The sequence below is a fragment of the Robertkochia sediminum genome (assembly GCF_016786255.1).
Lineage (GTDB): Bacteria > Bacteroidota > Bacteroidia > Flavobacteriales > Flavobacteriaceae > Robertkochia > Robertkochia sediminum.
In genome coordinates this window covers 31,571-53,877 of record NZ_JADMKT010000069.1, presented here as the reverse complement: position 1 = coordinate 53,877, position 22,307 = coordinate 31,571, and the positions used below count along the sequence as shown (strand labels likewise).

The 22,307-nt window shown below is 46.4% G+C and carries 17 protein-coding genes and 1 other RNA gene; 7 read left to right on the top strand and 11 right to left on the bottom strand.

What is annotated here, in order from left to right:
• Window positions 1-64: 64 nt before the first annotated feature.
• The 3 genes from IS446_RS04905 to IS446_RS04895 form a co-directional block, all read right to left on the bottom strand.
• Window positions 65-2,617, bottom strand: a complete 2,553-nt coding sequence (locus IS446_RS04905; protein WP_203058892.1) for an adenosylcobalamin-dependent ribonucleoside-diphosphate reductase — start codon at window positions 2,615-2,617, stop codon at window positions 65-67.
• Between the two features lie 272 nt (window positions 2,618-2,889).
• Window positions 2,890-4,071, bottom strand: a complete 1,182-nt coding sequence (locus tag IS446_RS04900) for an AIR synthase related protein (protein ID WP_203058891.1) — start codon at window positions 4,069-4,071, stop codon at window positions 2,890-2,892.
• 305 nt (window positions 4,072-4,376) lie between these two features.
• On the bottom strand, window positions 4,377-6,563 hold the full coding sequence (locus IS446_RS04895) for a glutamine synthetase III family protein (protein WP_203058890.1): 2,187 nt from the start codon (window positions 6,561-6,563) through the stop codon (window positions 4,377-4,379).
• Between the two features lie 287 nt (window positions 6,564-6,850).
• Here IS446_RS04895 and IS446_RS04890 point away from each other — a divergent pair, with 287 nt between their 5' ends.
• On the top strand, window positions 6,851-7,861 hold the full coding sequence (locus IS446_RS04890; RefSeq protein WP_203058889.1) for a glutamine synthetase beta-grasp domain-containing protein: 1,011 nt from the start codon (window positions 6,851-6,853) through the stop codon (window positions 7,859-7,861).
• 58 nt (window positions 7,862-7,919) lie between these two features.
• Here IS446_RS04890 and IS446_RS04885 read toward each other — a convergent pair whose 3' ends face one another.
• Entirely contained in the window at window positions 7,920-8,858 is a 939-nt protein-coding gene (locus IS446_RS04885; RefSeq protein WP_203058888.1) for a calcium/sodium antiporter, read from the bottom strand.
• Window positions 8,859-9,046: 188 nt separating this feature from the next.
• On the opposite strand from IS446_RS04885, the gene IS446_RS04880 reads away from it, so the two are divergent.
• The 3 genes from IS446_RS04880 (at window position 9,047) to IS446_RS04870 (ending at window position 11,687) form a co-directional block, all read left to right on the top strand.
• Window positions 9,047-9,409: a BlaI/MecI/CopY family transcriptional regulator gene (locus IS446_RS04880; RefSeq protein WP_203058887.1), complete on the top strand. Its 363-nt coding sequence runs from the start codon at window positions 9,047-9,049 to the stop codon at window positions 9,407-9,409.
• Window positions 9,406-11,340, top strand: a complete 1,935-nt coding sequence (locus tag IS446_RS04875; RefSeq protein WP_203058886.1) for a M56 family metallopeptidase — start codon at window positions 9,406-9,408, stop codon at window positions 11,338-11,340. Before IS446_RS04880 ends, IS446_RS04875 begins: the two co-directional genes overlap by 4 nt.
• A 194-nt stretch (window positions 11,341-11,534) precedes the next feature.
• On the top strand, window positions 11,535-11,687 hold the full coding sequence (locus IS446_RS04870; protein ID WP_203058885.1) for an SsrA-binding protein: 153 nt from the start codon (window positions 11,535-11,537) through the stop codon (window positions 11,685-11,687).
• On the opposite strand, the gene IS446_RS04865 is transcribed toward IS446_RS04870, so the two are convergent.
• From IS446_RS04865 to IS446_RS04840, 6 genes are all read right to left on the bottom strand, one after another.
• Window positions 11,684-12,193, bottom strand: a complete 510-nt coding sequence (locus tag IS446_RS04865) for an adenine phosphoribosyltransferase (protein ID WP_203058884.1) — start codon at window positions 12,191-12,193, stop codon at window positions 11,684-11,686. The two genes, IS446_RS04870 and IS446_RS04865, sit on opposite strands and share 4 nt — an antisense overlap.
• 110 nt (window positions 12,194-12,303) lie before the next feature.
• Window positions 12,304-13,455, bottom strand: a complete 1,152-nt coding sequence (locus tag IS446_RS04860) for a Kelch repeat-containing protein (RefSeq protein ID WP_203058883.1) — start codon at window positions 13,453-13,455, stop codon at window positions 12,304-12,306.
• 138 nt (window positions 13,456-13,593) lie between these two features.
• A complete protein-coding gene (gene rny / locus IS446_RS04855) occupies window positions 13,594-15,156 on the bottom strand; it encodes a ribonuclease Y (RefSeq protein WP_203058882.1) in 1,563 nt (520 codons plus the stop codon).
• A 48-nt stretch (window positions 15,157-15,204) separates the two neighbouring features.
• A non-coding RNA gene (gene ssrS / locus IS446_RS04850) (6S RNA) lies at window positions 15,205-15,324 on the bottom strand.
• Between the two features lie 67 nt (window positions 15,325-15,391).
• Complete coding sequence (locus IS446_RS04845) at window positions 15,392-15,679, bottom strand: cell division protein ZapA (protein ID WP_203058881.1); 288 nt, start codon at window positions 15,677-15,679, stop codon at window positions 15,392-15,394.
• A 15-nt stretch (window positions 15,680-15,694) separates the two neighbouring features.
• A complete protein-coding gene (locus IS446_RS04840; protein WP_203058880.1) occupies window positions 15,695-15,985 on the bottom strand; it encodes a hypothetical protein in 291 nt (96 codons plus the stop codon).
• A 176-nt stretch (window positions 15,986-16,161) separates the two neighbouring features.
• Between IS446_RS04840 and IS446_RS04835 the strand changes: the two genes are divergently transcribed.
• From IS446_RS04835 to IS446_RS04825, 3 genes are read left to right on the top strand one after another with little or no spacing between them, the layout of a single operon-like run.
• On the top strand, window positions 16,162-17,847 hold the full coding sequence (locus tag IS446_RS04835; protein WP_203058879.1) for a M23 family metallopeptidase: 1,686 nt from the start codon (window positions 16,162-16,164) through the stop codon (window positions 17,845-17,847).
• Window positions 17,848-17,858: 11 nt separating this feature from the next.
• The gene (locus IS446_RS04830; protein WP_203058878.1) at window positions 17,859-20,324 is read left to right on the top strand and encodes a TonB-dependent receptor; all 2,466 of its coding nucleotides are present in this window, start codon (window positions 17,859-17,861) and stop codon (window positions 20,322-20,324) included.
• 4 nt (window positions 20,325-20,328) lie between these two features.
• A complete protein-coding gene (locus tag IS446_RS04825) occupies window positions 20,329-20,967 on the top strand; it encodes a DUF4136 domain-containing protein (protein ID WP_203058877.1) in 639 nt (212 codons plus the stop codon).
• Between the two features lie 61 nt (window positions 20,968-21,028).
• Here IS446_RS04825 and IS446_RS04820 read toward each other — a convergent pair whose 3' ends face one another.
• A complete protein-coding gene (locus IS446_RS04820; protein WP_203058876.1) occupies window positions 21,029-22,216 on the bottom strand; it encodes a DUF418 domain-containing protein in 1,188 nt (395 codons plus the stop codon).
• Between the last annotated feature and the right edge of the window lie 91 nt (window positions 22,217-22,307).

The window sequence follows — 22,307 nt, the reverse complement described above, 5'->3', positions numbered from 1 at the left end:
ATGAGCCGATAAAACAACAAAGCCCTTCCATTCAGAAGGGCTTTGCTTGCGATAGCAATAAATGTTAACCGCACTTAGATGAACCACAATCCTTACATGTAAGACATCCTTCCTGATAGATCAGGTTCGCGCCTTTACAATTTGAACAGGTCTGGCCTTTGATCTCTGTACCATCCGGCACAAAGCGCTTAAGGGCACGGGCCACACCGTTCTTCCAGGTATTGATCGATTCGCTGTCGAGCTGCAGAGAGTTGATCAGATCGACAACTTTTTCTATAGGCATTCCATGACGGAGCGTACTCGAGATCAGCTTAGCGTAGTTCCAGTACTCAGGATCGAATTTATGAGAAAGTCCTTCGATCGTGGTCTTGTATCCTCGCTTGTTCTCGAACTGGAAGTCGTATCTTCCGGTTCCGTCTTCATTTCTGTTCTTGATAATATATCCGTTGGTCACCCATCTTGGAAGAAGAATTCCATCCTCATCATCGGCCAGTCCGGTAAATACCTCGTAAGGTTTCCCGTCGATAAGCCCCATAAAGGCGATCCACTTTTCTTTATTGTTCTGGAAGCGCACCACTTCAGCTTCAAGCACCTCAGGTCTTGTAAGCGGGAAGTGTTCCAGGCTGTCGTTCTCCTCCTCTTTCTTTTCATCGGCAGAGATAAGCACCCCTGAACGTGAACCATCGCGATACACGGTAACTCCCTTACATCCAACTCTCCAGGCTTCAAGATAAAGCTCTCCTACGAGCTGTTCGTTCACGTCGGCAGGAAGGTTGATGGTCACACTGATCGAGTGATCTACCCATTTCTGTACTCTTCCTTGCAGACGAACCTTACTCAGCCAGTCTACGTCATTTGAAGTAGCTTTATAATAAGGCGACTTGGCAACGAGTTCGTTGAGTTCTTCCTGACTGTAGTTGGCAGTGGTATCGATACCGTTGGCTTCCATCCACTCTTTAAAGCGGTGGTGGAATACGATATACTCTTCCCATGAATCTCCAACCTCATCAACGAAGTCTACACGCACGTCCTTATCGTTAGGATTCACCTTTCTTCTTCTTTTATATACCGGAAGGAACACCGGCTCGATACCCGAAGTGGTTTGAGTCATCAAACTGGTCGTTCCGGTTGGGGCGATGGTAAGCAGGGCGATGTTTCTTCTTCCGTGCTCAGACATCTCGTAATAGAGCTCCTCATCGGCCTCTTTGATACGCTGTACGAACGGATTGTTCTTTTCTCTTTCCGTATCGTAGATCGTGAACGCCCCTCTTTCCTTAGCGAGGTTCACCGAACCGCGGTATACTGCAAGCGCAAGTGTTTTATGCACCTCAACAGAGAAATCATTAGCCTCTTCACTACCGTAACGCATTCCAAGGGCAGCAAGCATATCACCTTCTGCAGTGATACCAATACCGGTACGTCTTCCTTCGTGAGCTTTCTTACGGATATTTAACCAAAGGTTTTTCTCTACACGCTTCACCTCCTCGGTCTCAGGATCGGCATCGATCTTGGCCAGGATATTGTCGATCTTTTCCAGTTCGAGATCGATGATATCATCCATCATACGCTGAGCCACTTCGGCATGTGCTTTAAAGAGCTCAAAGTTGAACTTCGCCTTATCGGTAAACGGATTCTCCACATAAGAGAAAAGGTTGATCGCCAACAAACGGCAACTGTCATAAGGACAAAGCGGGATCTCTCCGCAAGGGTTGGTAGATACAGTGGTATACCCCAGGTCTGAGTAACAGTCTGGCACCGATTCTCTGATGATCGTATCCCAGAAAAGGATTCCAGGCTCCGCCGATTTCCACGCATTGTGAACGATCTTATCCCAAAGCTTGCGGGATTCGATCACTTTACTTGTTTTAGGGTTAGCACTTTGGATAGGGAATTTCTGAACATACTCTCCCCCTTCTGATACCGACTTCATAAAGTCGTCGTCGATACGAACAGAAACATTGGCTCCGGTAACTTTGCCCTGCTCCATCTTCGCATCGATAAAATCTTCTGCATCCGGGTGATTAATAGATACCGAAAGCATAAGCGCTCCTCTACGACCATCCTGAGCAACCTCTCTGGTCGAATTCGAATAACGCTCCATAAAAGGAACCAGTCCTGTAGAAGTGAGTGCAGAGTTCTTCACTCCGGACCCCTTAGGTCTGATATGAGAAAGGTCGTGCCCCACGCCTCCTCGTCTTTTCATTAACTGTACCTGCTCCTGGTCGATCTTCATCACGCCCCCGTATGAATCAGACATCCCATCGTTTCCGATCACAAAACAGTTCGACAGCGAAGCGATCTGGTATGGATTTCCGATACCCGCCATCGGACTTCCCTGTGGAACGATGTATTTAAAGTTTTTAATATGATCGAAGATCTGCTGCTCCGTCATCGGATTAGCATACTTAGATTCGATCCTCGCGATCTCGCTGGCGATCCTTCTGTGCATATCGTCAGGAGTCTTTTCAAAAATGTTGCCATCTGAGTCTTTCAGGGCATACTTGTTCACCCAAACACGGGCGGCCAGGTCATCACCTTTAAAATACTTCAGGGACGCTTCATAAGCCTCTTCCTGAGTATAGGTCTTTTTTGCTGCAGTTGCTGTACCGGATTGCATAAGCTAACTATAATTTTTTTTTGGTTACTGAAATAAATGAGAACTGAAGTAAATGTATGCAATAAATCAACCTATTCGGAAACCCCTCTTTCAAAAGTTATCAAAAATGAATTGTTAATATCTTGATTTGCAACATATTAACGTTAGTAAAAAAATTAAAAGTTTTCATTTTTTAAAAATCAACTTGCACCAAAGAAAATTATGTTTATTGCAAAAAAACGGAGTAACCATGCGGCTACTCCGTTAAAATATACATTTTTCCGGATGAACGGTTAGTGGTATGAGAACACCCCTTTTTCGCTCTTTATGGTCAATTTTTTAGTATCTGAAGACTCAACCCTTCCAACAATCTGTGCATCAATATTAAATGATCTTGAGATGGCGATGATCTCTTGGGCAACTTCCTCGTTGGTATAAATTTCCATACGGTGACCGCAGTTAAATACCTGGTACATTTCTTCCCATGAGGTCCCCGATTGTTCCTGTATCAGTTGAAATAATGGTGGTACCGGGAACATATTATCCTTGATCACATGTACTCCGTCTACAAAATGAAGGATCTTGGTTTGGGCTCCCCCGCTGCAGTGTACCATCCCGTTAATAGCTTTTGCACCTACCTTCTTCAGGATGGCGGCTATGACCGGAGCGTAAGTACGGGTTGGGGACAACACGAGTTTTCCGGCATCTAAAGGCGAGCCTTCTACCGTATCGGTAAGCTTTACACCTCCGGAATACACCAAGTCTTCCGGCACTTCGTGATCAAAGCTTTCCGGATATTTTTCTGCGAGATATTTAGAAAATACATCATGACGGGCAGAGGTCAATCCGTTACTTCCCATCCCCCCGTTATATTCCTTTTCATAAGTAGCCTGCCCAAAAGAAGCAAGCCCTACAATAACATTTCCGGGTTCGATACGGGCATTATCGATCACATCGCTTCTTTTCATTCGGGCGGTAACTGTAGAGTCTACGATAATGGTACGCACGAGATCTCCAACATCGGCAGTTTCTCCGCCTGTAGAATGGATCTCCACACCAAATTCCTTAAGCTCGGCAATGAGTTCTTCTGTACCATTAATAATGGCAGAGATCACCTCTCCCGGTATCAGGTTCTTATTGCGACCAATGGTAGAAGACAGAAGGATATTCGAAGTTGCCCCTACACACAAAAGGTCGTCGATGTTCATGATGAGTGCATCCTGAGCGATCCCCTTCCAAACCGATAGGTCTCCGGTCTCTCTCCAATACATATAAGCCAAAGACGATTTGGTACCTGCACCATCGGCATGCATGATCAGGCAGTGATCGTTATCCCCGGTAAGGTGATCGGGAACGATCTTACAGAATGCCTGGGGAAACAATCCCTTGTCTACATTTTTAATGGCGTTATGCACATCTTCCTTAGCAGCTGAAACCCCTCTCTGGGCATATCTTTTACTCACTTCAGAACTCATGAACTCGAAATTTTGCACAAAAATAGGGATAAAAAAAAACACACGAACAATGGTTCGTGTGTTTTCGAGAGTTGTTTAACTCTCTTACCCCTTTCAGTGACTGCTGTGCTGCTTAAAGCACAACTGTGTCACTTGTTTTAAATTGATTAATAGCATATCAAATATAATAAATGCTTCCAATTCAGAAAATCATTATGAGCTTATTTTCAGCACAATAGATGAGTATTCGACGTACGTAATTAAAAATCGGATTAATAACGAAGTGTGGATTTATCATCTTTTTCGCATGGTCTTTCTGTTATTTACTATCTGGTAAACAAGAGCTCTCTGTATTTGGTGAGCGGCCATTGGGCGTCGTCTACCATGAGCTCCAGTTTATCGCAGTGGTATCTGATCTCCTCAAAATACGGAAGCACTTTATTGCAATAGGCTGCTGCCTTTTCCTGGGCCGTCCCTAGTTTATTGGCTGCCCGCCTTTCATCGGTCATCTTATTTACCAGAGAATTGATGCCGGCGATATGGCCGGAGATCGACTTGATGAGTTCCATCTGCTCTGCGGCATGGTCTTTAAATTCTGAACCGAATACTTCTTTGAGTCCGCGAACATTCTCAATAAGCGTATTCTGGTAACCAATAGCTGTCGGGATCACGTGGTTTCTGGCAATATCGCCAAGCACGCGACCTTCGATCTGCACCTTCATGACATATTCTTCCAGTTCGATCTCATAACGGGCATGTACCTCCCGGGCATTCATCACCCCGAGGGATTCATAGAGCTTCATGGTCTTTTCCGACACCGAGGCTTTTAGTGCCTCCGGGGTGGTCTTATTGTTAGAGAGTCCGCGTTTGGCCGCTTCCTTCTCCCATTCATCACTATACCCGTCACCTTCAAAACGTATCTTCTTCGAGGCTTTGATGTATTCTCTGAGCACATTAAAGATCGCTTCGTCCTTTTTGAGTCCCTTCTTATCAATAAGGTGGTCTACCTCTTTCTTGAACTCGATAAGTTGATTGGCCACGATACTGTTAAGAACGGTCATGGGTTTGGCACAATTGGCTTTAGACCCTACGGCTCTCAACTCGAACTTGTTCCCGGTAAAGGCGAAGGGAGAAGTTCTGTTTCTGTCGGTATTATCGAGCAGGATCTCCGGGATCTTTCCGACCACATTAAGTTTGAGGTCGGTTTTCTCTTTTGGAGAGAGTTTTCCTTTTGACACATCTTCCAGCTCATCGAGAACCTTGGTTAACTGAGAGCCTATAAATACAGAGATAATGGCAGGTGGTGCCTCATTAGCCCCCAAACGGTGATCGTTGGTAGCCGATGCGATAGCCGAACGGATCAATTCTTCGTGATCGTGTACCGCCTTGATCGTATTGATGAAGAACGTAAGAAATTGCAGGTTCTTCATGGGCGTGGATCCCGGACTCAGAAGGTTCACTCCTGTATTGGTCGACAGGGACCAGTTGTTGTGTTTTCCCGAACCATTGATCCCGGCAAAAGGCTTTTCGTGAAAGAGCACTTTAAAATTGTGCTTGGCTGCGATCTTATCCATCACATCCATCAGCAGGGAATTATGATCTACTGCCAGGTTTGCCTCCTCAAAGATGGGCGCCAGTTCGAACTGGTTAGGTGCCACCTCATTATGACGTGTCTTTACGGGAATACCCAAAAGCATACATTCCTGTTCCAGATCGCGCATATAGCTTAGCACCCGGTCGGGGATCGATCCAAAATAGTGATCGTCGAGCTGCTGTCCTTTAGCAGGCGAATGCCCCAGAAGGGTTCGTCCGGCCAGCACCAGGTCGGGTCGCGAACTGGTAAGCGCTTTATCCACCAGGAAATACTCCTGCTCCCACCCGAGCGTAGCGATCACTTTGGTCACAGTTTTATCAAAATATTTTGCCACCTCGGTAGCCGCCTGGTCTACGGCTTGTAATGCACGTAATAAAGGCGTCTTATTATCGAGGGCCTCCCCCGTATACGAAACGAATACGGTAGGGATACACAAGGTAGTGCCGTAAATAAAGGCCGGTGAAGTAGGGTCCCAGGCAGTATACCCACGGGCTTCAAAGGTATTTCTTATTCCTCCATGCGGAAAACTCGAAGCATCGGGTTCTTGCTGTACCAGTTGTGCACCACCGAACTTCTCTACGGCATGGGCGTTGGAAATGGGCTCAAAAAAGGCATCGTGCTTTTCTGCCGTGGCGCCCGTTAATGGCTGAAACCAGTGCGTATAATGGGTTGCTCCTTTGGAGAGGGCCCAGTTTTTCATGGCCGAGGCGATCTCATCGGCCAGTTTCCTGTCGATACGACTGCCTACCTCTATGGCAGCCATCACACTATTATAAGCCTCTTTAGACAGGGACTCCCTCATGACCATTTCATTAAAGACATTTACTCCAAAGAGTTCAGAACGCTTTCCTCTGGAAGCAACAGGCATGGGCTCCCTGCGAAACGTTTCCCTGACCGAATCAAATCTGATTTTTGACATACATTCGCGCTATTTAAGTTGTTTATTTTAATCGATTTATCAAGTTACGAAAATAACCCCTTACCTATATTTCAGCACGTACCCCCAAACTTAAAGGGGGCACCCTTCGAAAAAAGGCATTATTTCCTCAAAAATACCATTAAAAGATTATCTCCCCTTCAAAATTCGAGGGTGTCAATAAAAATGTTGATAGTTTTTTGAAATCACCCCTCTTTTTTATGGTGTACTTAGTGCAATTATTTTATTTTTGCTCCATCTAAATGATTTTACTTAAACGCAACACTATTATGAACAAGGCTAAACTTGAGTACATCTGGCTGGACGGATATACACCCACCCAGGAGTTACGTAGCAAAACTAAAATTGTAGAAGATTTTGACGGTAAACTGGAAAGCTGTCCGATCTGGTCATTTGACGGAAGTTCGACCATGCAGGCAGAAGGAGGTTCTTCAGACTGTCTTCTTAAGCCGGTAGCTATCTATCCTGATCCGGAAAGAGTAAACGGATACCTGGTGATGACCGAGGTAATGAACCCTGATGGTACTCCACACGCCTCTAACGGTAGAGCGCAGATCGATGATGACGATAATGATTTCTGGTTCGGTTTCGAGCAGGAGTACTTTATCATGGACAATAAAACCGACCTTCCTCTAGGATTCCCAAGAGGTGGTTTCCCAGGACCACAGGGACAGTACTACTGTTCTGTTGGCGGACGTTACACCTGGGGTCGTAACCTCGTTGAAGAGCACCTTGACATCTGTCTTGAGGCTGGTCTTAACATCGAGGGGATCAACCAGGAGGTTGCTCCGGGACAGTGGGAATTCCAGAACTTCGCAAAAGGTGCTAAGAAAGCCGGTGATGAGATCTGGGTTGCACGTTACCTGTTGAACAGACTTACTGAAAAATACGGATACTATATAGAACTTCACCCAAAACCTGTTCGAGGAGACTGGAACGGTTCTGGTATGCACGCTAACTTCTCTAACTCTACATTGAGAGAGGCAGGAAGCAAAGAAGTATACGACCGTATCTGTGAAGCCTTCCGTCCTGTAACCAAAGAACACATTGAAGTGTACGGAGCTTACAACGACGAGCGTCTTACCGGACTTCACGAGACGCAGTCTATCGACCAGTTCTCTTACGGGGTTTCAGACCGTGGTGCATCGATCCGTATTCCGATCATCACTGTAGAGAAAGGTTGGAAAGGATGGTTAGAAGACCGTCGTCCTGCTTCAAACGCAGACCCATACAAAGTAGCCGGTAGAATTATCAAGACCGTAAAGGGCGCAGAGAAATAGTCCTTGCTACCATAAATACAAAAGCCACCTTCTTCAAGGTGGCTTTTTTTATGATACATTACGACATCACGGTTAGATAGGTAAATACACCATAACCCGCCAACAACACCAGGCCATCCCGCCAGCCCAATCTTAGGCCTCGCGGAATAAACACCAGAGGCAATACGATAAAGGCAAAGCCAAGCATCCAGTAGATATCGTTATTGAGCAATCCCTGATCATCTATGGTAACCGGCATGATCATGGAGGTTATTCCCAGCACGGCAAGAATATTAAATACATTAGACCCAAGGAGGTTCCCTAGGGAAATGGCCTTTTCTTTATTGATCACCGCAATGACAGAAGCCGCCAATTCAGGGATACTGGTACCAACAGAAACTACGGTTACCGCGATCACCCGCTCACTTACCCCGTAAAAACGGGCCATACCAACCGCTCCGTCGATCAATAGTTCTGAGCCTCCCCAGAGAGCCACGCCCCCAATAACGAGATACAGCACTAATTTATGCAATGGTAATGGCTCATCGTCTTCAGGCATCTCATCGATCACGGCAGGCTTTTGAAACCTGAGCAGGTAGATGAGGAATACGACCAGAAAAGCGAACATGATCACACCTTCATAACGCTCTAAGACACCGTCAAGGGCCACAAAAAAGTACAGCATAAGAGAAGCGATCATCATCACCGGCCAGTCGGTCTTGTAAAAACTGCGCTCCACCTCCATAGCCCCTAAAAGCAAGGTGATCGCCAGAACTAATCCGAGGTTGGCAATATTCGAACCAATCACATTCCCCATGGCGATATCCGGGAATCCATCAAAGGCTGCATTCACACTCACGATGAGCTCCGGTGCAGAGGTCGCAAAAGATACCACGGTCATCCCGATCACGATCTTAGGGATCTCCAGCTTTAGCGAAAGTGCCACTGCTGCTTTCAATAACCAGTTCCCGCCCATCACCAATAAGACCAGCCCTAAAACAATAAATAACAGATTCATTCTTTTCTTTTCGCGATTTTTAACAGAACGAAGATAATCATAATTTAAGGTCTCCCTCCTTCTCTTACTGCATTCCATCTTAAATACCCTGAATTCACTACCTACTCCTGCTTTTTTAGTTAAAAAACTACAAAATTAGTTGCATAACTATTTTTATAGTTATAGTTTAGTCCCACAATTTCAGTACAATGGAAAAATTAACCAACAAGGAAGAAGAAGTCATGAAAGTGCTCTGGAAGCTGGAAAAGGCTTTTGTAAGAGATGTGCTTGAGGCTTTTGATAAAGGTGCCGACAAGCCCCACTACAATACCTTGTCTACAATTATCAGGAATCTCGAAGATAAGGGATATGTGAGTCACAAGGCGTACGGCAAAACACACCAGTACTACCCTCTGGTAAGCCTGGAAGATTACCGCAAGCGGTTTATCTCTTCGGCTATTGAAGATTATTTTAATAACTCCTATAAAAGCCTGGTCTCATTCTTTGCTAAGGAAGAGAAGATCAGTGCTGAAGAACTCCGGGAGATCCTGGATAAATTAGACAAGTCATGATGTACGATGCATTTTTCACCTATATCATCAAGGCGAGTGCTTTACTATTCCTATTCTGGGTAGTGTATAAAACGGTACTCACCAGGGAAACCTTTTTCACGCACAACCGAAGGTTCCTGATCCTTGGGGCCCTCACCGCTTTGGCCTTACCCTTCTGGGTCATTGAAAAGGTGGAGATCATCCAGGTAGCCCTTACCCAGACCACGGATACCGGAGTACCGCCACCTCCACCAGTGACTCAGGATCCGGCAGTGACCCTCGAGGGCATGCTGTTTTACATCTATATAGGCGGAGTGCTCCTGTTTAGTCTCAAACTGCTTATACAATTCGCTTCGCTGTACCGGCTTATTAGCAAGGCCACTCAACGGAGAACGTATAAAGGACTTCATCTTGTTTTTTCAAATGAGGTTAAGGCGCCTTTCTCCTTTTTTAATTACATCGTATTACCGCAGGCATTAAGAAATGAAGATGACGCTTCGGTGATCCTGGCACACGAGGGTGTGCATGTAAAACAGCATCACTCCTTGGATATTGTGTTCATGCATTTACTCACTATTTTCATGTGGATCAACCCGATCGCATGGCTGTACCGAAAAGATGTCGCTCAGAACCTGGAATACCTAGCAGACCGGGAGGTAAGCAACAAGAACGTTTCTACAAGAAAATACCAATACATCCTTTTAAAACAACATTTAAGTCCGCAACAATTATCAATCATCAATCCATTTATTAATTCATTAATCAAAAAACGAATCGTTATGTTACACCAACAACCATCAAACCCCACAAAACTGTGGAAATTCGGGATCGCTGTCCCGGCACTTATTGTTTTCGTACTGCTATTTAATGTCAAAACCGTAGCACAATACCAGATCACAGAGGCGGTTAACAGACCGAATGCCATGGCCGAACAGACTGCAGCTCTTCCCCAAGAAAAGATCGAATTCACGATCAATAAAGACATGACCAACGAGCAACTTGAGGCTGTCCGTTCGGCTGTAGCCGCCAAAGGAGGGACCCTGAAATGGCAAAAATTAAAACGCGATAAGGCAGGAATGATCACGAAGATCAACGTTTATTTTAGTTATAACAATAATAGTGCTGGAGGAGTATATGAAAATCAGGAAGGTATTGCCGACATCTATATGCTTGCTTCAGGAGACGGAAGTGTTTACGTAACCACCGGAAAGAAGGCAACTGAAGAACAAGAATTCAAATGGATCGGAAAAATGACTGAACCAACCGAAGGCAAAGAAATGATCGTAATCACCTCCTCCGAGGGCGAAAAAGAGGGCAACCATTTCGTGATCAAGGGAGGTAAGAGCAATGCCACCTGGACCACAACTTCAGACAGCGATAAAGACGCGAAGTTCATCGTTCTTGAAGAAAAAGTATCGGGAAGCATCGATAGCGCTGGCGAGCTCACTGAAAAAGTAGAGGTCGTAGTCCGCAAATTGGGCGTGGCAGATAGTACCGATAATACAAGTTTCGAAGTGATCAAGCTTGGGGCAGCGCAAGATGACAAAGTACACGTGGTGCGACTAAACGAAACACAGCCCTTATACATTATTGACGGAGAAGAAACCCGCGAAAATGTTATGAGCACGACAGCCCCCGAAAACATTGAATCCATAGAGGTTTTAAAAGGAGATAAGGCAACTGCAGCTTATGGTGAAAAGGGAAAGAATGGCGTGATCCTTATCACTACCGCAAAAGCTCAGAAAAAAACTATGAGTCCGCCCCCACCCCCAGCCATCAACGAGATCGACCTTAAGACCACTGCTGTTTTTATCGACGGAAAGGAAGCTACCGAAAAAGACCTGAAAGCCCTTTCTCCCGACGATATCGACCACATGGAAGTGATCAAAGGAAAAAAAGCACAGGAGAAATACGGAAAACCTGCAGCCATCCTGATCAAAACCAAACAGTAGGCTCAGGACCACATAACAGCTAACCAATATGAAAACCACCCGGTGTAGAAACGGGTGGTTTTATGTTTATAATTAACGGCTTGCAAAGTGATCTCATCTTTCCACAAGAACAGCCAGAGAACTATTAACGTGAACTCCACGAACCCCGAATCCGGTGTTATTATTATTCCTACATTTGCACCAAACTACTACGAATGAAGCAAACATTTTTCAAGACCCTGGCAAAGATCAATCAGATCATCCTGCCGTCGTTTACCAAAAGAAGACTTGATATTTCCAAAGCCAGCAAACTTCAACTGGCCATTATCGGGTATCGCGCATGGGTAACCCTCCGTGCATTGGGCTAATACCCAAAGATCACGTGCACTTCTTTTCCGTTAAGTCGCTTGCGCCCGTTCAGGGCCTGTAATTCGATGAGGAAATTGTACTGCACCACCTCTCCTCCTAACTCCTCTACCAGTTTTCCGGTTGCCTCTGCTGTTCCCCCTGTAGCCAGCACATCGTCGTGTATCAGGATGCGCTCTCCAGGCTTTATAGCGTCTTCATGGATCTCCAGGATGTCGCTCCCATATTCCAGGTCAAAAGACTGTTTTATGGTCTTTGCCGGCAATTTCCCCGGTTTACGCACCGGAATAAATCCGCAATTAAGCTCGTGAGCCAAGGCCATCCCGAATAAAAATCCGCGGCTCTCCATACCTACTACCTTGTCGATATGTTTCGGAGCTCCTTCCAGAAGTCGCCCAAGGGTTTCACGCATAGCTCCCGGATCGAGAAGTAAAGGGGTAATATCTTTGAACAGGACCCCCGGTTTTGGAAAATCCGGGATATCGCGAATGTATTTCTCTAATTCCATATCTCTCATTTGATCGCTTGAAATTACGACCTTTTTAGCGGAATTAAAACTCCGGCACCTACGCCTTCCTTAGGAAATCGGGTACGGCTTGTGAAAAACCTTATGATCTTCTAGTCGACAATAAGATCGGCAACCCACACATTGCTCAACGGACAGCACACTCCTTCATCTCCCCCATTGACCACGTAAAGTTGCTCTTTATACACCCTTGAAACGGGAGCAAGCAAAGGTGCAGGGAGTTCGCACAACACCTCCCAGGTGTCATTTTGGAGGTTATAGATGAGTACGTCGTCGGCATATTCAGCATCGCTTCTGCCCCCTGCCACCAGGATCTTATCTCCCAAGGTGAATATACCCGGTTCAAAATGCGAGCGGTCTTCCGGCAGATCAGCGAGCTGCTCCCAGCGGTCTGTCCCGGGATCATAAGCGTGAACCACAGCAAGATCGTCGCGAGCACCATCATGTCCTGTTTGTCCGCCAACCGCATAAATACGTCCGCCATATACCACACCTCCGAGGTGGTTCCTGGCCACGGGCATGTCGGCCATTTGCTGCCACCCCTGAGACTGTTGATCCACATCAAGCACTAATAGTTCAGCCACATCGGTTTGACGATCGGCCTCGAGACCTCCGAAATAATACAAAGCCCCATCGAGATACACCACAGCGCCGCTTGCCCGCGGTGAGGGTAAAGCCGGACCTGCTGACCAGGTGTCTGTTTGCGGGTCATAGATCTGTACGGCATCAATTGCCACCCCGGGGTGATCCCCTTCAAATCCGCCAACGATCCACACCTTGCCGTCGACGACCGCTGCCCCCATATGGGTTACCGCTACTGGCATAGGCGCCCCATAGGTCCACGTCCCGGTCTCCAGGTCAAGGATCTCGGTTTGCGCACTGATCTCCAGGCTATGGGTAAATCCGGCAAAGGTGTATAAACGACCTCCGATCAAGGCAGTTTGTGATTCCAGACGTTCGATAGCAGAGGCGGTCTTTTCGGCCCAGAAACAATCTGAGGTTACCGAAACACTATTACCTGCTGTAGCTTCATCATCTGAAGCTCCGTCGTTCGATTCATCTTCTCCCCCGGAGGTGTCATTAGGATCACCCTCTTCAGAGGGGTTGTCATCACCGACATTTTGCTCTGATGCCTCAGCGGGATTCGGAGTGGTCAGGTCTGCATCATCAGTTGACGAACAAGCATAGAAAATAAATAGTAACAGGTAAAAGCAGGTTCTGAGAGTGAAGGCTTGGCGGTCCATGTTCTTATACTATTGAACACAGTGAGCAGGTAATTGGGAGAACTACCTCAAAAAGTATGAAAAATAGCGACACCTAAGATTTAAAGAAAACATAAAAAAAGCCGGGATATACCCGGCTCTTTTCTACTTTATAACTTATTATTTCGCGATGTTCACCGCTCTTGTTTCCCGGATCACGGTTACTTTAACCTGTCCCGGATAGGTCATATCGGTTTGTATCTTTTGGGAGATCTCAAAGGAAAGCTGTGATGCCTTATCGTCGCTCACCTTTTCACTTTCTACGATCACCCTGAGCTCTCTACCGGCCTGGATGGCATAGGCTTTTTTAACACCTACAAATCCGAAGGCAATATTTTCGAGGTCTTTAAGACGCTGAATATACGAATCGAGTACCTGTCGTCTGGCTCCTGGTCTTGCTCCGCTAATCGCATCACACACCTGTACGATAGGCGCCAGCAGGGTCTTCATTTCGATCTCGTCGTGGTGCGCACCAATGGCGTTGCATACATCCGGCTTCTCACCGTATTTATCTGCCCACTCCATACCGAGGATGGCGTGTGGCGTTTCTGTTTCTGTTTCCGGCACTTTCCCGATATCGTGCAGGAGACCTGCTCTTTTTGCCAGTTTCGGGTTGAGTCCGAGCTCTGCCGCCATTACCCCGCATAGCTTAGCCACCTCACGTGAGTGTTGTAACAGGTTTTGTCCGTAAGACGAACGGTATTTCATTCTACCTACCGCCTTGATCAATTCAGGATGCAATCCGTGAATACCAAGGTCGATCACGGTACGCTTACCTACTTCGATGATCTCTTCTTCGATCTGTTTGGTCGTCTTTTTTACCACCTCTTCAATACGTGCAGGGTGAATTCGGCCGTCGGTTACCAGGCGGTGCAGCGATAAACGTGCAACCTCACGTCTTACTGAATCGAAACAAGAAAGAATGATCGCTTCCGGAGTATCATCTACAATGATCTCTACTCCCGTAGCAGCTTCAAGGGCACGAATATTTCTTCCCTCTCTACCAATGATCCTTCCTTTTACATCGTCTGACTCGAGGTTAAATACCGACACACAGTTATCGATAGCCTCTTCGGTACCAATACGCTGAATGGTATTTACAATGATCTTCTTAGCCTCCTGCTGAGCCGTTAGTTTAGCCTCTTCCAGGGTATTCTGCACATAGGACATCGCGTCGTTCTTAGCATCTTCTCTAAGCGACTCTATAAGCTGGGTTTTGGCATCTTCGGCAGAAAGTCCGGAGATCACCTCCAATTGCTCTACCTGGGCGCGGTGCATTTTCTCGATCTCGCTTTTCTTGTTCTCGAGGAAATCGAGTCGGCGGTTATAATCCTTTAGTTTCTCATCGAGTTCGGCATTCGATTTCTTATTCTTAGCCAATTCGTTAGAGACCTGCGATTCTTTATCGCGTACCCGCTTTTCTACTTCAGAGATCTTTTTGTCTTTCGCCATGATCTCTTTTTCGTGCTGGGCTTTTAGCTCCAGGAACTTTTCTTTTGCCTGGAGGATCTTATCTTTTTTGATGCTTTCACCTTCGTTCTTAGCTTCCTTAACAATATGCTGCGCCTCTTTTCTGGCGGTGGAAAGTGTTCGGGAGACATTCTTTTTCTCGAGCACTTTTGCAATGATAAAGCCAAGAACCAGTCCGGCGATCACACCAATCGTTATACTTATTATATCCATCTTGTATTTATATTAAAAAAAAAGCCTACACCGGTACGAGTTTTGTACAAACTCCGTATAACAGGTTTAAGGCTACCGGACTGATCAAGGATCCACCCGCCCAGAAATTCCGGTAGTGGCATGCTTTTACGATCCGAACTCACCTTTTTTAATGGATTCTTGTTGAGTTTGTCAAAAAAATGTTATCCGATGTAGGCAGTAACTATTTTCTATTTTTAAAGAACGTCAGAAGACCTCAGTCGAGGTTGGCTTCCAGGAGTTCATTCAGAGCTTTGAGCTTGTGGGCTACAAACTCTTCTTTCTCCTCCTTATCAATACTTTTTTGTTCGATCTGAGATGCAAATTCGAGGGCGCACATGGCCAACACGTCTTGCTTATCTCTCACCGCATAACTACGTTCGTATGTCTTTATAAGTCCGTCAATACGCTTGGCGGCCCTTCGCAGTCCCTGCTCTTGTCCGGGGGTAACCGTCAGGGGGTACACCCTGTCTGCAATCGTTATCTTGATCTTAAGCTTTCCCATCCGGTGTTATGAACGTTATTCGGAGAGCTGGGCGATACATTGATCGATCTCCCGAATTAAAGTATTTATTTTAAGCTTTGCTTCTGTATTACTTTCATTACTGCCGAGCATTGATTTTGCCAGTTTGAGCGAACGGTACTTTTCTTCCCATTCATCAATAGATGACTGCAGTTCTTTATTTCTGCTTTTAGAATTGCGTAGTTCTTCGGAGAGTTCACGGTTGAGTTGACGTTGGATTTCCAACTGGTGAAGCAGCTTGCTTACCTTATTTTCCAAAGAATCAACTAATTCTATGATCGCACTCATTGGGGCAAAATTCAATACCTACTATTCACAAAGTTAACATACCTGACCGTACCTCGCAACAGTTTATAAGAATTTCTTTTTGCTAAAATTTTAACATTTTATCAGCGTTTTAAAACCAGAATCCTTAGCTTTTTTTTAATCAATGCTTAATTTTAGGCCTCCAATGAAAATTATTTATGCGGTACTTCCTTTTATGCAGTCTGATCTATGTTCAAGCCCTTTTTTCGCAATCACCGTATCCAACAGATACCTTTCAGGCCCCTGTTGATATCCCCATTATTCTTGCGGGAAATTTTGGTGAACTCCGCAGCAATCACTTTCATGCCGGACTCGATATCAAGACCCAACAACGGGAGGGACTCAAGGTCTACGCCATAGAAAGCGGATACATCTCGCGAATAAAGGTACAGCACTACGGTTATGGTAAAGCCCTGTACCTTACCCATGCCAATGGCTACACCTCTGTCTATGCACATTTGCAGAAAATGGCCCCAAAGATCGAAAAGTTCCTCAAGTCTAAACAATACAGCAGCCGCTCTTATGAGACCGACCTCTACCTGGAGCCCTCCGATCTTAAGGTTGAAAAAGGTGAGGTCATAGCTTATAGCGGAAATACCGGGAGCAGTGCCGGCCCTCACCTGCATTTTGAAATACGCGACATGGCACAAAAGCCCATCAATCCGCTCTATTTCGGATATGAGGTAGCCGACTCTGAAGCACCGAGGATCCTGGACCTTTACGCCTATCCGTATAACCGCAATGCCGTGGTGAACGGAGCCGATCAAAAGATCAAACTTCATATCAACAGGAACGAAGACGGCAGTTATACCTCAGAAAAAGTATACGCCACAGGTGGTATAGGCTTTGGCATTAACACCTACGACCGCCAGGACCTGGCCTACAATAAGAACGGCGCCTATGAGGTACGTATGAACGTAAACGGGAGTCCGTACTTTTCTTATAAGTTCGAAACCTTCTCCTTTGGTGAGAGCAGATATATCAATACGCTGATCGACTACGACCACTACGAGAAAAGAGGTTCTCGCATTCAGAAGTGCTTTCTTGAACCCTATAACAAACTCAGTATATACCGCGACAATAAGAACAACGGAATTATCGATGTGAAAGACGGCAACACCTATAAGGTCGTACTTGAGGTAGCCGATTTTCACGGGAATGCCACTTCGATCACCATCCCCGTAGCGGGAAAACCCCAAGAGGTTACCCGGCCTAAGGACGAGGTTAAAGGCGATTATTACGTGATCGCGGGCAGAGACAACCTCTACCAACTGGAAGACGCTACGGTATTTTTTCCGAAGGGAACCTTTTATCACGATTTTCACGCCATCATAAAAAACACCGACATGGGGGTACTGGTAGCCGATCCGGGAATCGCAGTTAAAAGCCCCTACACGCTAACCATGACCGGGAAGAATATTCCTCAGGAGCAAAAAGACCAGTACTTTATTGCACACAAGGACGATCGTGGCCGCACTTACTACGAAAACACCTACCTCAAAGACAGCATTTACAGCACCCGTACCCGATCGCTGGGGAAATTCTCGCTGGTACGCGACAGTATCCCTCCAAAGATCCGCGCAGGAAACTTCAGAAAGGGACAAACCCTTTCAAACTTCCGCTACCTCAGGCTTTACATCAGCGACGATCTGAGCGGCATAAACACCTATGAGGCCTCTATCGACGGCCAATGGGTACTTATGGAATACGAGTACAAGAAGGGTAGCCTCACCTTTGACTTCAGTGACCTGGAATTTAAAGGCAACAAACACGATTTAGAGGTTAAGGTGACCGATAATGTAGGAAATAGTACTACCTTTAATACCAGCTTTTACCGAAATTAAACCAGTATACCTTGAGATGGCTTCAACGTTTCGTTAGTGCTCTTCTATTATTTTGCGGAATCGTCGTAAACGCCCAGGAAGCCACGCTTTGGGGGGTGGTACTCAACGATGCACAACGACCTGTATCTAATGTGAGCGTGACCGCCGCCGGCAACGGGACCATCACCGATAGCAATGGTGCCTATCGCCTTACCATCCCGGCAAACACCAATATTAAGGTAGAATTCTCCCATATTTCTTATAAAAAAGTCGCTTTGCAACTCGATCTGAGTATCGGTGATACCTATGAGTTTAACCCTGTCATGCTTCCTGATGTGACACAGATCGGAGAGGTGGTGATCAATGCCCGTGGCGATCGCGAGGTTAGAGGGGTTCAACGCATTACTCCGGCTACGGTAAGAAAGATCCCGGGAGCAAATGCAGGGGTGGAGAATATTTTGCGCTCCCTCCCCGGAGTTAATTTCAACAACGAGCTCAGCACCCAATACAATGTAAGAGGTGGTAATTTTGATGAAAATCTGGTCTACGTCAACGGCATCGAGGTATATCGCCCCGTGTTAGTGCGCTCGGGTCAGCAGGAAGGCCTAAGCTTTATCAACCCCAATCTCGTATCGGATATCGATTTCTACGCCGGCGGTTTTGGCGCGCGTTATGGCGACCGGCTTTCTTCGGTACTCGATGTGCAATACCGCACCCCCCATACCTTTATGGCAGGGTTGGAAGCCAGCTTCCTGGGCGGCAGTCTTTGGGTGCAAGGCATCGGAAAAGACAAACGCCTGAGAGCCCTGGCAGGATTGCGCTATCGGGACAATAGCCTGCTGGTGAACAGCAAACAAACAGAAACCAATTTCAGGCCGGTATTTGCCGATGTGCAAACATTCATTTCCTATCAATTGTCGACTGCCTGGGATTTGAGCTTTCTGGGAAATATCTCGGTAAACCGTTACAACTACACCCCTTTGACCAGGCAAACCAATTTCGGGACCTTGCAGGATCCCATTGCGCTGCAGGTGTTCTACCAGGGGCAGGAAAAAGACCGCTACAACACCAGTTTCGGAGCCCTTAAAGCAACCCATAAAGCGGCGGGTGGCCTGGAACTGGAATGGACCGCCTCTGCCTACCACACCAGGGAGCAGGAATATTTTGACATCCTCGCCCAATACCGCCTTGGAGATGTGAATACCAATATAGGAGGAGAAGATCTGGGCAACGTGGTCTTCTCCGAAGGAGTAGGCTCCCAACTGGAGCACGGCCGAAACCTCCTCGACGCCTTTATTGTAAGCGTGGCCCACCATGGCAAGAAAACCCGTGGTAGCGGATTGCTATCCTGGGGAGTGCGCTATAATTATGAGGATTTCCGCGATAAGCTTCAGGAATACGAGGTGATCGACTCGGCGGGATACAATATCCGTCCGCCCCTGCCCGAATTCTCCAATGACCAACCCTACGCTCCTTATACGGCGCCGCTCACCGCCTATCAGAACATCAACGCCAGGAACTTTATCAGTACCCATCGCCTCATGGGATACATCGAGTACAGTAAAAAATGGGAAGGAAACTCAGGATCGTGGTTCGCAGCTGCAGGATTACGAACCAACTATTGGAATAACCGCCCCGAAGAAGTTGAAGGCAGCTCGCAGATGGTGTTGAGTCCGCGGGCACAAATGGCATTCAAACCGAACGGAAATAAAGACCTCCTGTTTCGAATTTCCGGCGGACTCTACCAGCAGCCACCATTTTACCGGGAGCTCAGAGACCTCAGCGGGAATCTCGTTCCGGATGTTAAGGCCCAGAAGGCATGGCATATCTCTATGGGTAATGACTACAGCTTCAGGATATGGGATCGGCCGTTTAAACTCACCTCAGAGGCATATTACCGGCACCTCACCGACGTTAATACCTATACCCTGGAAAATGTACGCATCAGATACCGCGCCAATAACGATGCCCAGGCCTATGCCTACGGACTGGACCTCAGGTTGAACGGGGAATTTGTTCCGGGAACCGATTCATGGGTGAGCTTTGGATACCTCAAAACGGAAGAAAACCAGGATGACCGGGGGTATATTGCCCGCCCTACCGACCAACGATTGAAGTTCGCCCTGCTCTTTCAGGATTACATTCCGTCCATACCCAATGTTAAACTCTACCTCAACGGGGTGTACAATACCGGGGTGCCCGGAGGATCGCCCAATTACGCAGATCCTTATGACTACCAGTTCCGCCTTCCGGATTACAAGCGGGTAGATGTGGGGATCTCCTACGTGTTTACCGATGCGACCCGCCCCTACCCCAAAGGACATTGGCTTCATAAATTCAGGGAATTGTCTGCAGGATTCGAGATTTTCAATATTTTTGACATCCGAAACTCGATCACGAACACCTGGGTACGGGACGTATACAGTAAAGTACAGTACGGTATCCCCAATTATATGACCCGAAGGTTGTTCAATGTAAAAATAAGCATGCAGTTATAGAATCATGAAGAAGCTCCTTATCATTACCATTTGCCTGTTTTCAACATCCCTGATATTTGCACAGAAATCGGTATACCAAAGCAACAGCTTTGAAATCCTGAGCAAAGACCACAAGACCCTGGCCATACTCCCCTTTGCCACCAGGCTTGAAATGGAAAACTCCGGCAATTCTGAAAGCGCCATGCTTAAAAACCAAAAAATACATGAAGGCTATGTGGTACAGCAAGCCCTGGAACAATTTTTCCTGCAAAGGGACAAGAAAAAAGATTACCGGGTGGAATTCCAGAATGTAGAAAACACCAACGCCCTGCTCAAACAGGCCGGGGTCACCACGGAAAACCTGGATATTAAGACCACGCAGGAACTCAGTAATATATTGGGCGTAGACGGAGTGATCTCCGGCGACCTGGTACTAAACAGGCTGTTATCACAAGGGGTAGACACCACCTTTAACTTCATCGACTATATCAGCGGGAAAAGCAATTACGGCCGCATTACCATCAAATTAAGTGACGGAGCCACCGGAAAATTACTCTGGCGCTTTGAGCAGGTGATCGACCGGAAATCCGGAAAGAATACTACTGCTATTATCGACAAGATGATGCGCCAGTCTACGCGTAAGTTCCCTTACCGAAAAGAATAGCATCCTTATAATGGCAAGGCCATTAGCACTCTATTCGCTAACCCTATAAACCTTTCAGACATTAGTCGCCCACCGGAATAGATGGGATGGATCTTGATACTGATCGTTTTGTAAACGAATAGGCAACACGTTTCCACAGATACTCCAATGGTCCCTGTCGGAAGTATCGAAGCCAAAGCTTACTAGCGACCATCTGCACGGCAAAGAAAAGAAAACCGGCTATCCAGGTCTCTGCAAAGCTAAGCTTACCATAGAGCTGAAACCACGACAGTACATGATGAAAGAAAACCAGGTAGATCATTGATTGGGCGATGTAATTGGTAAGCGCTGTCCTGCCCACCGGTTCAAACAGGCGAAGTACCTTTTGTACGCCCAGAACCTCATAGGCCCATTGAAAAAGGATCATATAGGTTAGCGCCAGCAAAACAATGCCTAAACACACCCCAAAAGGTACCCAAAGGAGGGAAAGTTCCAGCTCTAGCTTACCGGAATACACCAAATAGAGGGCGTAATTAAATGGCAACCCTAATACCACACCGCCGGCAACGAGATAGCGCTTTACCTTTTTAAGATGTTTTAGTCCGCTATCAAAGAACCGCATCTTGGCCAGGGCATACCCCAATGCGATATTTCCAAAAGAAAAGAAGAGGGTCACCGGCATATCGGGAATAAAATTCCGCCAGTTATCGATCATATAATTCACCCAAAGATACCTCTCGTAGGAGGTTGCCGTAAGATGCTCCTCCCAAAGGGCAGGTTCAAAATCGTAGAATGACTCCAGGTTCAAGGCCCCTGTAGCGATAAACATAGCAGCCGTAAGCACTACATTGAATACAAAAGCCAGCCATAACAACCTTTTAACCGGCCAGTTTCGTACCAGTAACAACAACATTCCACACAGGGCATAGGTTCTGATGATATCACCCATCCAGATCAGGTAGCCATGTAAACAACCGATCAGGAACAGCAAGGTCATCCTGATCATAAAGTAGCGGTTAAAACGTGCTCCGCCTTTTAGCGAACGTTCAAATTGTATATAGAAACCAAAGCCAAAAAGGATCGAGAAGATGGTGATAAACTTACTTTGGATCAAGAAGAGGTGTACAAAGTTCATGGTTTCATCGAGATCACTGTGTACTACACGGTCTCCTGCCCACGGCAAATTGGCCAGAATGATCCCCAAAAGTGCAAATCCGCGAAGCGCATCTACCGCGGTTATACGTTCTTGTTTGGTGGTTGGCTGTAACATAAACGAGCTTTTTTAAGGTATGTAATAAAAAGATAACCGCTCAGCTGGTTTGTTACACTCCTCACAATTAACACATTACTTACCCTTATGA